This is a genomic window from Pseudomonas sp. AC211 (assembly GCF_979258055.1).
Genome location: NZ_OZ409830.1, coordinates 1,254,190 through 1,266,609 on the forward strand (window position 1 = coordinate 1,254,190; position 12,420 = coordinate 1,266,609).

At 61.7% G+C, this 12,420-nt stretch carries 14 protein-coding genes; all 14 read left to right on the top strand.

Annotation, left to right across the window (positions count from 1 at the left end):
* The first annotated feature begins 9 nt into the window (after positions 1–9).
* A complete protein-coding gene (locus ACZZZP_RS06090) occupies positions 10–465 on the top strand; it encodes an N-acetyltransferase family protein (RefSeq protein ID WP_463382133.1) in 456 nt (151 codons plus the stop codon).
* Entirely contained in the window at positions 456–911 is a 456-nt protein-coding gene (locus ACZZZP_RS06095) for a GNAT family N-acetyltransferase (protein WP_463382134.1), read from the top strand. The genes ACZZZP_RS06090 and ACZZZP_RS06095 overlap by 10 nt, the downstream gene beginning before the upstream one ends.
* Complete coding sequence (locus ACZZZP_RS06100) at positions 908–1,279, top strand: hypothetical protein (protein ID WP_463536354.1); 372 nt, start codon at positions 908–910, stop codon at positions 1,277–1,279. Before ACZZZP_RS06095 ends, ACZZZP_RS06100 begins: the two co-directional genes overlap by 4 nt.
* 53 nt (positions 1,280–1,332) lie before the next feature.
* Complete coding sequence (locus ACZZZP_RS06105) at positions 1,333–1,818, top strand: hypothetical protein (RefSeq protein ID WP_463536355.1); 486 nt, start codon at positions 1,333–1,335, stop codon at positions 1,816–1,818.
* 3 nt (positions 1,819–1,821) lie between these two features.
* Positions 1,822–3,849: a hypothetical protein gene (locus tag ACZZZP_RS06110; RefSeq protein WP_463536356.1), complete on the top strand. Its 2,028-nt coding sequence runs from the start codon at positions 1,822–1,824 to the stop codon at positions 3,847–3,849.
* A gap of 189 nt (positions 3,850–4,038) precedes the next feature.
* Positions 4,039–4,830: a hypothetical protein gene (locus ACZZZP_RS06115; protein ID WP_463536357.1), complete on the top strand. Its 792-nt coding sequence runs from the start codon at positions 4,039–4,041 to the stop codon at positions 4,828–4,830.
* On the top strand, positions 4,724–5,815 hold the full coding sequence (locus ACZZZP_RS06120) for a hypothetical protein (RefSeq protein ID WP_463536358.1): 1,092 nt from the start codon (positions 4,724–4,726) through the stop codon (positions 5,813–5,815). Before ACZZZP_RS06115 ends, ACZZZP_RS06120 begins: the two co-directional genes overlap by 107 nt.
* Before the next feature lie 40 nt (positions 5,816–5,855).
* On the top strand, positions 5,856–6,104 hold the full coding sequence (locus tag ACZZZP_RS06125; protein WP_463382139.1) for a hypothetical protein: 249 nt from the start codon (positions 5,856–5,858) through the stop codon (positions 6,102–6,104).
* 71 nt (positions 6,105–6,175) lie between these two features.
* A complete protein-coding gene (locus tag ACZZZP_RS06130; protein WP_463536359.1) occupies positions 6,176–7,318 on the top strand; it encodes a hypothetical protein in 1,143 nt (380 codons plus the stop codon).
* The gene (locus tag ACZZZP_RS06135) at positions 7,227–8,798 is read left to right on the top strand and encodes a hypothetical protein (RefSeq protein ID WP_463536360.1); all 1,572 of its coding nucleotides are present in this window, start codon (positions 7,227–7,229) and stop codon (positions 8,796–8,798) included. The genes ACZZZP_RS06130 and ACZZZP_RS06135 overlap by 92 nt, the downstream gene beginning before the upstream one ends.
* A complete protein-coding gene (locus tag ACZZZP_RS06140; RefSeq protein ID WP_463536361.1) occupies positions 8,795–8,956 on the top strand; it encodes a hypothetical protein in 162 nt (53 codons plus the stop codon). Before ACZZZP_RS06135 ends, ACZZZP_RS06140 begins: the two co-directional genes overlap by 4 nt.
* Positions 8,943–10,640: a phage terminase large subunit gene (gene terL / locus ACZZZP_RS06145; RefSeq protein WP_463536362.1), complete on the top strand. Its 1,698-nt coding sequence runs from the start codon at positions 8,943–8,945 to the stop codon at positions 10,638–10,640. The genes ACZZZP_RS06140 and terL overlap by 14 nt, the downstream gene beginning before the upstream one ends.
* Positions 10,612–12,003, top strand: coding sequence for a hypothetical protein (locus ACZZZP_RS06150; RefSeq protein ID WP_463382143.1), 1,392 nt, complete (start codon positions 10,612–10,614; stop codon positions 12,001–12,003). The genes terL and ACZZZP_RS06150 overlap by 29 nt, the downstream gene beginning before the upstream one ends.
* Positions 12,003–12,416: a hypothetical protein gene (locus ACZZZP_RS06155; RefSeq protein WP_463382144.1), complete on the top strand. Its 414-nt coding sequence runs from the start codon at positions 12,003–12,005 to the stop codon at positions 12,414–12,416. Before ACZZZP_RS06150 ends, ACZZZP_RS06155 begins: the two co-directional genes overlap by 1 nt.
* Positions 12,417–12,420: the final 4 nt, after the last annotated feature.

Here is a 12,420-nt window from a genome sequence, read left to right on the forward strand (position 1 = left end):
GCCAAGACCATGATCAGAGCGGCAACACCGGCCGACATTCCACGCATCCTTGAGCTTGGCGCGGTCCTTCACGCCACCACCAGCTATGCGCACCTGGCGTTTGTGCCCGAGAAGGCGGCAGCGTTCATGCTCGAACTGATCGAGGGCCAAGGCGCGGTTTTCCTTGCCGTGGTTGATGGTGTGATCGTGGGGGGCATGGCTGGCGGCATCGTTGATCAGTGGTTCAGCCATGAACTGATCGCCTACGACTACTCGCTGTTCGTGCTGCCTGGCCGCCGTAACGGGGTCATTGCGTTGCGGCTGATCCGCGCCTTTATCGAGTGGGCCAAGATCATGGGCGCCGCACAAGTGCAGATGGGCATCGGGACCGCAGTAAACGTCGAAGGCACCGGCCGGCTTTATGAAAGCGCCGGCTTTCGCTTGCTCGGCCCGATGTACGTGCAGGAGCTGCAACCATGCGCGTGATCATCCGACCTTGCACCATCGCTGAGGTTGAGCAGTCCGGCGCCCTTGCTGAGCTGCTGGAAGCCTACGGCGTCGAATCTCGCGTAGCTGAGTTCGGTGAGGTTGTGGCCGACTTCGACATGTACCGCCAGATGGAAACGGCCGGCGCGCTGCACATCGTCGGCGCATTCGGTCCCGAGCTGGTCGGTCTGGCTTCGCTGCTGGTGTACGGCTTGCCGCATTACGGTGGTCGCCGCGTGTGCGCCATGGAATCGTTCTTTGTGGCGCCTGGTGCTCGGCGTGGTGGTACTGGCTTGAAGCTGCTGCGCGCGGCGGAAGCTCGAGCGAGAGAACTTGGCGCCACTGCGCTGATGGTCAGCGCCCCGGTCAATGGCCGGCTCGCCCAGGTACTGCCACGCAGCGGATATCGCCCGACAAGCCAAGTGTTCGTCCGGGGGCTGGGATGAACCTGCCCGCTATGACGCCAGCGGAAGTGCGCAAGGTCCAAAGCCTTGAAACCCATCTGCGCAGCCTGGAGCAGGTGCCAATCGAAACGCGGCACCGCTTCCATGCTGGTCTGTACGCCCGAACCATCCGCATCCCTGCCGGCGTGATGATCACTGGCGCGCTAATCCGCATCCCCACGCTGCTGATCGTCTCTGGCCACGCCACTGCCTACATCGGCGGCGAGTCGCTAGAGCTTTGCGGCTATCACGTTCTGCCAGGCCAAGCAGGCCGCAAGCAGGCGTTCCTGGCACACGCCGACACCGACCTCACCATGTGCTTTGCAACCACGGCGACGACCGTGGAGCAGGCAAGAAGAATTCACCGATGAAGCCAACATGCTGGGGTCGCGAAAGCAGGCCGCCAGCTCTGGGGAGTAACACCATGTCTGGATATACCGCAGCGGTCGTAGCCGTCACCGCACTCGCCACCTCTGCCTACGCCGGCTATTCCTCGGTGCAGGCTGGCAAGCAAGCCAACCTCAACGCTGAAGCACAGTCGGATCAAGCGCAGATCGACGCGGACAACGCCGCCAGCGCCGCCGAGGTGCAGGCCGACCGCATCCGTCGCGTAAAGGCCATCCGCAACAGCGAGGCAACCGCCGCTCTGGCTGGATCTGGTGTCGATGTTGGCGAGGGCACAGCGCTGAACATCAACGAGGAAATCACGCGCAACGCCGAAGAAGACGCGGCGCTGACCGTGTTCAACGGTCAAAACCAGAAGAAGCGCGGCTATGCCGATGCAAGCAACTACGAGCTTGCCGGCGGCCAGGCGCAGTCGGCGGCCAACTCGCAAGCGGCGACCACTGTTCTAGGTGGCGCCACTTCGGCCTATACCGGGTGGAAAGCATCTGCGAAGAAGGGGGCATAACCAATGGCACAGATTCCAATGGGGCCAGGCGTTGCCCGAGTTCTGCCCGATCCAGGGCAAAGCCGCGTTATCGGTGGCGACCTAAGCGCGCAGAACCAAGCGTCTCACCAGCTCGCGGCAACTGTTCAGGACTTCGCCAACAACCAAGGCGCCATCAAGAACAGAGAGGATCAGGCCTTAGCGCGGCTCAAGGCGAGCAATTCGATCATCGATCGCGAGTCTGAGGTCAAGACCATCAGCGCGGACCTGGCCGAGCAACTGCGCACTGGCCAACTCCCGTACGACAAAGCCGAGGATGCGTACAACTCGGCGGTAAACAAGCTCAAGCCGCTAGAAACCCCAGGCCTTGACCCGGAGGCAGCAGGGCAGGTGGGGCTTTCCGTTCGCCGGCTGCAAGAGGGTGGCCTTGACGGCATTCGCAGTGCAGCAGCGGGCGCGCGCATTGTTACCGCAAAGGCTGATTTGGTTTCGCGCATGGACACGCTCGGCAAAGACGCCGGCGCACCAGGTGCCAACATCGACCAGATCAACGCGCGCATGGATGCCGAGGAAATCGACGAGGTAGGCCGCATGGCCTTCGGGCCTGACTGGACCGACGAGAAGCAGGAGTTCCGCGACCAGAACTGGAGCACGCACGCCACCCAACGCGTCATCGGCGCCGGCAATGATCTGGCCTCGCTGCAAAAGGTTGAGCACGACCTAACCGCCGAGGATGGGTACTACGCCAGCAAGCTGGACCCGGAGAAGCGCACGGCGCTGATGAACACCGTCACCGGCCGCATCTATCAGGTGCAGGAGCACAACGCTCGTCAGGCTGAAATGCGCGAGATGAAAGCGGAGCGCGCCCTAACGCAAATGGATCGCCAGGCCGCTAGCGGTGTTCCGCCAACGCCAGCGGACCAAGCTCGCTGGAAAGCGACTGTCGCGGGCACCTCTGCCGCAGGCGAGTTCAACACCCGCATGAGTGAAATGGTCGAGATTCAAGGGTTGCTCCGCTCGTCCTTGCCTGAGCAGCAGCAGTACATCGACAACAAGCGGCAGCAGATGGCAGCCAATGGCGGCAGCGTGACAGAGCAGGCCAACGTCAACCGTCTGCAAACTGCCGTCGACAACAACACCAAGCTGCTCAAAGAGAATCCGCTGACCTTCAACGCCATGCGCACCGGCACCGATGTGGAGCCCCTGGACCTGACCGGCATTGGCACGCCTGGCGGGCTTCAGTCGCTTGGTGAGCAGGTGGCCGCGCGTTTCGATGTCGTCAATGCGGTGCGCAAGCAATACGGCACTGAGGTCGCGCGCAACCCTTGGAAGCCCGCCGAACAAGCCATGCTCACGTCCGTGCTGGCTCAGGCAGACGATGCCACCAAGCTCAACCTCCTGGGCGCCATCGCGGCAGCGTCCCCAAGCGGCGCCGATTATGCCGAGGCGATCAAGCCATTGGCGGCCGATCGGCCCATCACCGTGCTTGCCGGCCTCGCCCAGTTCCGCGACCTCAAAGGCCCGGACGGGACCAGCGTGCCCAAGTCACTGCTGGCGGGTAGCAAGGTGCTCGCCGACAAATCCGTCGTGATGCCCACCGACAAGATGTTCAAAGACTCGTTTGATAGCGCGGTCGGCGGCTCCCTGGTGCCAGGCACGCCACAGCGGGAAAAAGCGTTTGTGGCGTACAAGGCGCTGTATGCCGGGACCGCAACCGCTCGCGGTGTGATGCACGACAGTGCGGCGCTGGAGGTGGACGAGGAGCTGTCAGCCCAGGCCGTAGAAATGGCGACTGGCGGGATCGGCGAGCGCGGCGGCGCCAAGGTGGTTAAGCCTTACGGCATGACCGACACCACGTTCAACAAGATCGTCGACATTGAGCTTGTTGGTCTGGCCACCCGCAGCGGTTTCCCGGTGAGCCAGTTGGAAGACATGCCGATGTCGCCAGTGCCAGGGCGCGAGGGCTCGTATTACTTGCTGAACGCCGGACGAGTGCAGGTCGACCCGACCACCTCGCTGCCAATGATCATCTCTGTTGGGGTGCCTAAATGAGCTGGTTAGATTCCTCAATCGAGGCGAACGAAGCGGCCAGCCAGGATCAGCGGCTTGAGCGCACATCGGAAAAGCTGAAGCCGACCTTCTTCCAGGGCGGCTTTGACGCGCTTGGCCAAGGCCTGGTGCGCGGCGTCATTGAGGGCGGGGCAACGCTCAAATCTGCCTACCTCAACGCCGCGCTAACCGGTGGGCCCGAGCAAGAACATCTTCGACTACACCCAGTCGACGACGCTCAGCCCCGAAGCGCAGACGGACATCAACACCGACCTCGAAACCACGCGCGAGGAAACCGCGCAGGCCGTTAGCCTTCTGCGTCCCGATCCAAACGAGGTGGGCACCGCTGGCCAGATTATCGGTGAGGCTGCGGCGATCCTGCCCCGTACCGTGCTGGCGTCGGTCGTTGCTGGTCCGCTAGCCGGGGCTGCTGCCGCTGGCGCACCTGCCGGCTATTCCCGCCGCGCTGTATCGATGAGCGAAGGTATCGACGAAGGCACAGCCAACCTGCTGGGCCTAACTGAGGGCGTGACCACAGCCGCAGGCGCAGCGCTTCCGGCCGCTGGCATCGTCAAGCCGTTGCTGGGTGATGCTGCCGCAACGGTTGCTGCAAACGTTGGGCTTGGCGTAGCGCACCGGGCCAGCTCCGCAGCGATCCTTGAGAGCAACGGCTACACCGCCCAGGCTGCGCAATACCGGGCCATGGACAGCACGGCGGTGGCGACCGATGTAATCATGGGGCTGGCGTTCTTCGGCATTGGCCGTGCCGGCATGCGCAAGCCAACCACTGAGCAGGTGGACGCCGCGCGCCGAGCGCAACGCCCAGCACGCAGACATCGACACCGCGCCAGGTGCGCCAGTCGATCCCAAGTCGGGCATGGCGCATCAAGACGCCTTGCGCTCTGCCATCGATTCGATCAATCGCGGCGAACAGGTCGCGCTGCCCGACTCCATACAAAGCGCCACGTTTCTCCGTGCCGATGAAGCGAGCCCGCTTGCCCAGGGCCGGGCGCGGGCTGTGGACGAAGAATTAGGAGTCGATGCCAAATCACTTGCAGGCGAGTTCGCTGCACGGGTAGGGCGTGAAGCCGAATACAGCCCCGAGGGTGCACCGGTATTCCGTGATGGCACCGCCTACCCGCTATCGGAGATAGGCCGGTTCTACGATTCGCACCTGGCGGCGAACACGGAAAAGGGCGCGGCTGTCCCTGACGTGCTGTTCAGCATCGGACGCATGGATGACGCGACTACCCAGGGCCTGCATGACTACCTCCCCGGTTTCAACGAAAACCTGCGGGAAGCGCGTATCTCGGCCAGGGCAATCAAGCACATTCAGGAAAGCAGGCCAGGTATCGTTCGTGAGGTATTGGACCGCCTCGAGCGAGGCGTGTTGACGGCTGACGAAGTGCTGCCCAACCACCAAAACCCTGACCGGGCATTATTGGTGCTGCGCGATGTTGATGGTGGCGAGCGTGCGGGGGCGGCAAAGCACCAGAGCACAGTCATTGAGATTTCGGCGAACGGGAAGGGGGTAGACGTGGTGTCGGCAATGACGATGCCGGAGCGGACCCTTAACAAAGCTCGGGCCCGGAAGGCGGAATTAGATGAATCTCGCGCGGGAGGGCTGCACTCTCCATCCTCATTGGCTGACGGGCAAGCCCGGCAACCTCACGCGGCAGCAGCATCCGAAGATTTTCCGCAGGTCGCGCGAGACAGCGACAGTATACGCTCGGCCGGTGGCGATGCAATTGGACCGACCACACCTGAACCGCCAGAGCTGCAAATGCTGCGTGACGTCGTGAGCCGCAACCCGGAGGCTATGGTAAGTTCCGGCTACGACGCCGATGGGGTGGCGGTGAAAGAGAAGGCATCGGACGTGCTGGCAGCGATTGAGGCTGAGCACGCTACAGGGGTTAAAGAATCGCAGTCCTACGTGGCCGCGATCACTTGCATGCTGAGAGGCGTATAGGTTGGACAGGACACTCGCTTCAATTGCCGCCGGCGGGTGCATGCTGCTGGTCGCGCTGTACTTCGCTCGGCTGCTCTGGCGGTTCGTTGCAGAGCAGGCCACAGCAAGCGCCGTCAACGCGCCGGTCTTTTGGTTCTACGCTACCTGGGCAATCTCCATCGTGGTGCTGGTCGTCTCGCTCGTCGTCTCAATGTACCTGCCCCAAATGCCGGCTTCGTACTGGCAAATCCCCGGCGCAATCGCGCTCGCCTGCTTCGCCGCATCGTGGTTCACCCCCAAGCTTTTCTGACCTCAAATAGTCGGGAAACCGTCTAGCGCCAACACATAGGCTTGCCTCCATCCCAACAGGAGGCAAAGCCCGTGGCTATGAGCGCCAATTGCATCAACGAGGTGGAGCAGGCAATCGGCCGGCCCCTCAAGAAGGCCGAGGCCCAGGCCATTGAAGACCGAATCAGTTTTCATATCCGCGACATGGCCCGCACCGACCCCACCAAGTTCAACGCCCTGACTGAGCAGCAGCGCCAATTGGCAGCCGCTCAAGCTGCTATGGCCGATCATGTCGCCGCCGTCGACAAGGCCGCGCAACGCAAAGCCTTCAACCTGCTGGCTCAGACGCGCGAACTCGCCAATCAGGAGGCTCGCGCGGCGGTGCTCGGTGGCAAGCAGCCATTCACTGCTGCGCTATTCGAACGGCTGCGCCAAGTCGAAACCCGCATCAAGGGCGAGCGCAACCGGGCGTTCAGCTCGATTATGGAAACCATTCAGGCGGCATCGCCCAAGTTCCTCGGCATGATCACCAACAAGGCTGCCGAGCGTGATTTTGTCCGCGAGGTTTACGGCGAAAACACCGGCAATCAGGTGGCGGCGAAGGCGGCCAAAGTGTGGCGTGAGCAGATGGACTCGATGCGTGAACGGCAGAACGCCGCTGGCGCAAGCATCGGCCGGCTTGATTACGGCTGGCTGCCACAGCCGCACAGCCTGGTGAAGGTTCGCCGGGCTCCGGCTGCTGACTGGGCCGCGTACGTGCTCAACCGTCTGGACCGCCGCCGCTATCTCAATGACGACGGCACCCAGATGATCGACGCCGAGGTGACCGACTTCCTACTGGCTGCGCACGAAACCCTGCGCACGGATGGCCTGAACAAGATGACGCCAGGCGCAAGCGGCGGATCGAGCAGGGCGGCCAAGCACGACAACGCCCACCGGCAGATCCACTTCAAAGATGGCGATTCCTATCTGGAGTACATGCGCGACTTCGGGCCTACATCGGTGTTTGAGGCCATGCAGGGCTCCGTCCACGGCCAGATCAAAGACACCGTCATGATTGAGCAGCTTGGCCCGAACTCCGCGCAGACGTCACCGGTTGCTGCACGACACAGCCAAGATCAAAGACGGCATTGGCGACGGCTTCTTGTCGGGCACCGAATTCGGCGCGACCCCGGACATGGTTTGGAACGTGGTCAATGGCAGCTTGGGTGTGCCGGTCAATGCCCGGTTCGCTGAGTTCAACCAAGGCATCCGCAACTTTATGGTGGCGGCGAAGCTGCAAGCCACGCTCATTTCCTCGGTAGTCGGGGACATCCAGTCGCTAGCCATCACCACCGCCTATCACGGTTTGCCCCTGGGCGGCACGCTGGTGAACGCGATCAAAAGCGTTTCGAAGGATTACCGCAACGAGGCGGCGCGCCTGTCGCTGGGCATGGATAGCATTACCTCCGACATGGTGTCGTTCCACACAGACAACCTCGCAGCGGGCTGGACCTCAAAGCTCGCCAACGCAACGATGAAAGTCACGCTGCTGGAAGGCTGGACCAACGCCATGCGGCGCGGGTTTTCGGTTTCGCTTATGTCCCGGTTGGCCACCGACACCCGCTCGGCCTGGGGCGCCGACGCGAAGTTGCAGGCGCGGCTAGAGCGCTACGGCATCACCGAGGAAGACTGGAAGGTATGGCAGGCAGCCACACCGGAGGACTGGCGCGGCGAAGCAATGCTGACGCCAGAATCGATTGGCGCCCTGCAAGGCATTAGCGCCCAACAGAAGAACGACGCCATCGGCAAGATGCTGGGCTACATCCAAGAGGAATCCGAATTCACCTCGATTCAACCTGGCTTGATGACTCGCGCGACCATCCGTCAGGGCACGCAGTCCGGCACCATTGGCGGTGAATCCTTGCGCCACCTGACCCTGTTCAAGTCCTTCGGCGTGGCCATGTTTGAGCGCCACTGGAAGCGCGCGGCGCAGATCGAAACCACCGCCGGCAAGCTGGCCTATTCCGCGTCTGTGTTCACCGGGCTTTTGATGGCCGGCGCGGTGACCAACCAACTGCTCGACATCATGAACGGGCGCGACCCGCGCAAGATGACGGACGCGAAGTTCTGGGTGCAGGCGATGCTGCGCGGCGGCGGCATGGGCATTTTCGGCGACATCATGAACACCGGTTTGGGCGGTGATAACCGTGGTGGGCAGTCCAACCTCACGGGGCTGTTGGGTCCGGTTGTCGGCACCGCCGCAGATATCGGCATGACGGCGGGCAGCGTCTTCAAGGAAAAAACCGAGCCGGCCGACGTCGGCGCGAACCTGCTACGCATCGGCTACCAGAACACCCCGTTCATTCGCAGCTGGTACACCAAGGCGGCCTTTGAACACGCGGTCTTCCATGATATGCAGGAGCTGCTTTCGCCGGGTTATCTCAAACGCATGCGCCAGCGCGCCAAAAAGGATTTCGGCCAGTCGTTCTGGTGGGAGCCGGGCGAAGCGTTACCAGATCGCGCCCCGAACATGGGCGCAGCAGTAGGGAGGTCGCTGATATGCGAGACGATCAAATACAGCGCCTTCAAGCGCTCAGCGAGCGGTTGGGCGAGGTTGTCATCAGCGAGGTCGACCCGCACCAATGGCCCGGCGCCGACAAGGCCCTGGGCGAACTCACGCAGCAGGAGCGCGGCGACCGCTACTGGTGCAAGAAGAACGCCGCAGCAACCATGACGCTGTTGCTCAAGGTGGTGAACATCGCCGGCATATTGAACCGCCAGAAGCCGGCGCCGGATGCCGGGAGCGCCGTCGACGAGTTAGACGGGGAGTTGGCCGCCGCCGAGCGCGAAGCCCAGGCCATCATCAACCGGCTAACGAATGCTCAGCACTGAACCGGGTAAGCCAGAAAAGAAAGTCGGCTTTCTGGTTTTTTTCCTCATATGGGCGAACCGGCGAAAATGGGTAGTACCTGATATCCACATCAGGGCTGTTCTGTGGCTGGAATCCAAGGGCGAGATTGCTGTGCTCCGGTGCTTCCGGGGCTTCGGCAAGTCCACCATTCTGGCGATCTACAACGCCTGGCGTTACTACTCCGACCCGACGTTTCGCATCCTTCACCAATCGGAATCGGACGGCACGGCCTACAAGACCAGTCGCGACACCCAGAACGTCATCCGCAACCACCCGTTGACCCGCCACATGCTGCCGCCCAACAAAGGCCAGGTGGAGCAATGGTGGGTCGAAGGCGCCGCGGACTTCCGTAACTCAAGCATGTATGCCAAAGGCATTCTCTCGAACGTCACGTCGGCCCGCGCCGATGAATGCCAGAACGATGACGTCGAGGTGCCAAAGAACATCCAGACGCCAGAGGCGCGGGAGAAGCTGCGGTATCGCCTGGGCGAGCAGACGCACATCCTCGTGCCTGGCGGGAGCACGCTCTACATCGGCACGCCGCACACGCATGACAGCCTGTACGACGAGATCGAGGCGATGGGCGCCGACTGCCTCACCATCCGCATGTTTGGCAAAGAGCACCGGATAACCGAGGCCACGCTGCATTCCTACGACGTGCCGTTCGTTCCCGACGTCGTGTTCTCGGGCATCGGCAAGCACGCGCGAGCGCTGGTGTTGGGCAAGGATTACCAGCTCACCAAAGCCGGCATCGCCTTTTTTACGCCGCCAGGCACGCTCATTGACTGCTACGCGGAAAGCGCTTGGCCTGATCGCTTTGACCTCAAAGAGCTGCAAAAGCGGCGCCGTAAAACGCGGACCATCAACGAATGGGATTCGCAGTACCAGCTCCACTCGAAGCCGATCACCGAAGTCAGGCTCGACCCCGAGAAGATCATCCCCTACGACTGCGAGCCGGTCATGCGCTACGCCAACAGCGCGGCCGCCATGTTCCTGGGCTCGACGCAGATCGTGGGCGCCATCGCCTATTGGGACTGCTCGCTGGGGAAAATCAAGTCGGATGCTTCGGCGTTCTCCCTGCTACTGACAGACGCGCGCGGCCAGCTCTATTGGCATGAGGCGGAAGAGCTGACCGGCGAGCTGGCCGAGTTCGATGACAAGGACCGCATCATTGGTGGCCAGGTGCAGCGGGTGAGGGCGCTGGTCATCAAGTACCAGATCCCGTGCGTGGTGGTGGAAACCAACGGCCCAGGCGGCTTTGTCCCCAACATCCTCAAACAGGCGCTAAAGGGCACGGGCTGTGGTGTGCGTGAAGAGCACAGCACGGTCAATAAGCAGAAACGCATCCTCGACGCCTTCGAGTCGCCGCTGTCGGCCCGCTTCCTGTGGGCCCACGTGCGGGTGCTGACCGGCCCGGTGTGGGACCAGATGCGCGACTTCAACCCAGCACTGACAAATCAGCCTGACGACTTCATCGACTCCGGCGCCGGCGCGATCAGCCAGACGCCAGTGCGCATCGGGCAGAATAGTCGGGAAACCGACCGAAGTAGCGCGGGACGATTGGCGCCCAGATGCGGGTGTGCACGAAGTGCGAGGTCGACTATTCCGACTAGCCCGCTAACACCCAGGGGCTCGTATGTCAGTTCAATCCGGACCAACCTATAAGCGGTACGCAGCCAACGGCATCGCTACCGTGTTCGCCATTCCCTTTCTGGTGATCAACGCCAGCGACCTGGCGGTAACCCTTAACGGGGTGGCCGTCACTTCCGGCTTTACGCTGACCGGCCTGGGCAACCCCACGTGCTCTGCGACGTTCACCGTCGCTCCTACGGGCGATCTGCTGTTCCAGATGAATATCCCGATTGAGCGCCTGACGGATTACCAAACCAACGGTGATCTGCTGGCGAAAACGATCAACCTCGATCTGGATCGGCTTTGGCTGGCCATCAAGCAAAACATCAACATCAACAGCCGCGCCCTGGCCACCAGCCCACTGGAGCCCGAAGGGGTAACGCCGCTGCCGGTTGTGGCGCTGCGCATGAACAAGCTGTTGGCGTTCGATGCCTTCGGCAACCCTGTGGCGTCCACCTTCACGCTTGAGCAGCTTGAGCAGCAACCGGCTTTGGCTCAGGCAGCCGCCACCGCTGCTGCTGCGAGCGCTTCGACGGCGGCCGGCTGGGCATCTGACGCCGCCGCCAGTGCACTTGCTGCGGGCAATTCGGCGACAGCAGCGGCAACCAGCGCTAGCAACGCGCTCACTTCTGAGACTAACGCGGCAGCAACTTTGAATGCCGCACCCAAGCAGATTCAAACTGTTGGGGCTTCCGTCGCTGCTAACGCACTTTCCCTTAGTTGGACTAAGACGGGGATCAGCTTTCGCTCTCCCACTTTAAATAGCGGCGCCGTTAACAATCGAAACCCGCCATCAAACCTAACTTTGACAATTCCCTCTGGCGCAACTCTAGGAACTGCGAGCGGCGTTTCGGCGCGCATTATCCACCTGCTAATTGATAACGCGGGCACTGTTGAACTCGCGGCGATGAACTTGGCTGGGGGCGTAAACCTCGATGAAACGGGTTTAATCAGCACCGTCGCAGTTAGTGCTGCTTCAAACTCCGCGAACGTTGCTTATTCAACTACTGCGCGCAGTAACGTGCCTTATCGAGTTGTCGGCTTCATAGATATCGTGGAAGCAACTGCCGGCACTTGGGCAACTGCTCCGACTCTCGTTCAAGGTGTCGGAGGCCAGGCACTCTCTGCCCTCGGCAGCATTGGCTACGGACAAACCGAGCAGAACCTGACGGGTAGTCGTGTATCCGGAACCACATACACCAACACCACAGGGAAGCCGATTTCTGTTTCGGTCTACGGCTCTAGTGCAGGCGGCACAATAACTGCGACTGTTGCTGGCGTCACTGTTGGCACACTTACCTTCAATAATACTGGTGGGACAATCCCATTTATTGTTCCGGTCGGCGCTACCTATGTTGTAACCGGTTCGTTTGCCGGATGGAGTGAGTTGCGATAATGAAGAACTTTATTGATCGGACTAATGGGCAGTTGTTTGCGTATGACGACGACTGCGACCCATCTTTTATTCGGCCCGGCCTTGATGCGCTTTCGGATACTGAACTTGCTGCAATTCTCGCGGAGCGCGGTTCGAAACTTTCCGTCGATGATTATCAGATAACTATTCAGCGCCACATGGACGAGCGCGCCCAGGCTGCTGGCTATGACGACATCAAGGCCGCCGTCACCTATGCGGATGAACCCGCCGTGGCGCGCTTCCAAGCCGAGGGCAAAGCCTTCCGCGCCTGGCGCTCGTTGTGCTGGGCCTACGGCTACGAGCAGTTGGCCGCTGTAAAGGCAGGCGACCGCCCGCAACCCACCATCGCGCAGTTCCTCGAAGAGCTGCCGCTATTAGATCTGCCACAACAATGACACC